This window comes from Alcanivorax sp. HI0083, from assembly GCF_001635175.1.
In genome coordinates, this window is sequence record NZ_LWFX01001109.1 from 1 (window position 1) to 2,077 (window position 2,077).

3 protein-coding genes are annotated in these 2,077 nt (G+C 58.7%); all 3 read right to left on the bottom strand.

Annotation, left to right across the window (positions count from 1 at the left end):
- A partial coding sequence (gene secG / locus A3754_RS15305; RefSeq protein WP_063520395.1) for a preprotein translocase subunit SecG occupies positions 1–193 on the bottom strand: 193 nt, incomplete at its 3' end.
- 11 nt (positions 194–204) lie between these two features.
- On the bottom strand, positions 205–948 hold the full coding sequence (gene tpiA, locus A3754_RS15310; protein ID WP_063520396.1) for a triose-phosphate isomerase: 744 nt from the start codon (positions 946–948) through the stop codon (positions 205–207).
- Positions 949–1,002: 54 nt separating this feature from the next.
- Positions 1,003–2,077 (bottom strand): phosphoglucosamine mutase (gene glmM, locus A3754_RS15315; protein ID WP_063520397.1); only part of this gene is annotated, 1,075 nt, incomplete at its 5' end.

A 2,077-nucleotide genomic window follows, 5' to 3' on the forward strand; every position in this document is an offset into this window, starting at 1 on the left:
CAAAGAAAACCGCCGCCAGCACCGCCGTGGCACGGGTCAGGAAGTTTGCCGAACCGGCGCTCCCGAATACCGTCTGCGAGCCACCGCCGCCAAAGGAAGCACCGGCATCCGCGCCTTTACCGTGCTGAATAAGCACCAGACCAATCAGCCCAAGGGCTGCCAGCACGTGCACTACATGAACAACAATATCCATAACGTCTCTAATTATTCCGCCGCCTGACAGATCGCAACAAAGCTGTCGGCTGTTAACGATGCCCCACCGATCAGACCCCCATCGATGTCTGACTGGGCAAATAGAAGGGCGGCATTATCCGCCTTTACGCTGCCGCCGTAAAGCAACCGCAGCGATTGAGCGATATCCGGGTCATTTTCTGCCAAAGACTGGCGCAAACAGGCATGCACGGCCTGAGCCTGTTCCGGGCTTGCCGTCTTGCCGGTACCAATGGCCCAGACCGGCTCATAGGCAACAACGGCCTTCGCAAACGCCGCAATGCCCACCGCATCGATCACCGCCTGCAGCTGCCCACAGACCACCGCCTCTGTATTGTCTGCCTCTCGCTCCGCCAGGGTTTCTCCCACACACAAGACGGGAATCAGGCCTGCCGCCTGCACCTGGGCGAACTTGTCAGCAATCTGCGCATCGCTTTCCGCGTACAAGGCACGGCGCTCGGAATGACCAATAATCACATAACCGCAACCCGTTTCCGCCAGCATTGAGGCCGATACTTCACCGGTGAAGGCGCCGTCTGCCTGATCACTGACATTCTGCGCCCCCAGGCCAATGGCCTCCGGCAACTGCTCGCGGGCAGAGACCAGATAGGGAAACGGCGGACATACGACCACATCCGCCGCACCCTGATAATCCGCCAGGGCCGCCGCCATGGACGCCACCAGAGATTGCCCGCCATTCATTTTCCAGTTGCCAGCAACCAGAGGGGTTCTTTTCATTGTTGGATTCCTTGGAGTCTTTTCTTGTGCCAACCAGCCCGACCGCTCTTGCGGTCAGGCAATGGCTTTTTCAACCACATCGGCCAGTTCACGACAGAGCGTCGCCACCTGATCGCCATCTTTACCTTCTATCATCACCCGCACCAATGGCTCCGTGCCGGAAGGCCGCAAAAGCACACGGCCATTGCCTGCCAACCGCTCCTCGACGCTGGCCATCGCCGCCTGCACGTCCGAATGCTCCATAAAACCATCGCGGTTGGGGCCACGCACATTGATCATCTGCTGGGGCAACATGACAACATCAGCCACGGCATCCGCCAAACTTTCACTCCGGCGGGACAAGGCTGCCAGCACCTGCAGGGCCGACACGGTGCCATCACCGGTGGAAGTGCAATCCAGGCACACCAGGTGCCCGGAAGATTCGCCACCAATACTCCAGCCACGCTTATCCAGCTGCTCCATGACGTAACGATCACCGACCTTGGCACGCACAAATTCAATACCTTCAGCCTTCAGTGCCAGCTCCAGCCCGAAATTGGACATGAGAGTGCCAACCACGCCTGCCATTTTTGCACCATTGTCCTTGCGGTCTCGAGCCACCACGAACAGCAGCTGGTCACCATCCACCAGATTGCCCGCATGATCCACCATCAGCAGCCGGTCTGCGTCACCATCCAGCGCCACCCCCAGATCCGCCTTTTCTTCCAGCACTCTGCGCTGCAGAGCCTCAGGGTGTGTGGAGCCGCAATCGCGATTGATATTGAAACCGTCGGGCTGGTTAGCCATTGGCACCACCGTTGCGCCCAGCTCTTCAAACACATCCGGCGCGATGTGGTAGGCCGCACCATTGGCCGTATCAACCACAATTTTCATGCCGCTGAGATCCAGCCCCGGCACAGTGCTTTTGCAAAACTCGATGTAGCGGCCACGGGCGTCATCAATGCGGCGCACCTTGCCGATCTGGTCCGTGGACACCACGGAAATTTCTTCGTCCAGCAGACGCTCAATTTCCAGTTCGATCTCGTCATTGAGCTTGCGGCCATCTGCGCCGAAAAACTTGATACCGTTATCCGTATAGGGGTTATGGGATGCGGAAATAACGATGCCCGCCTGGGCCGACAAGGTACGG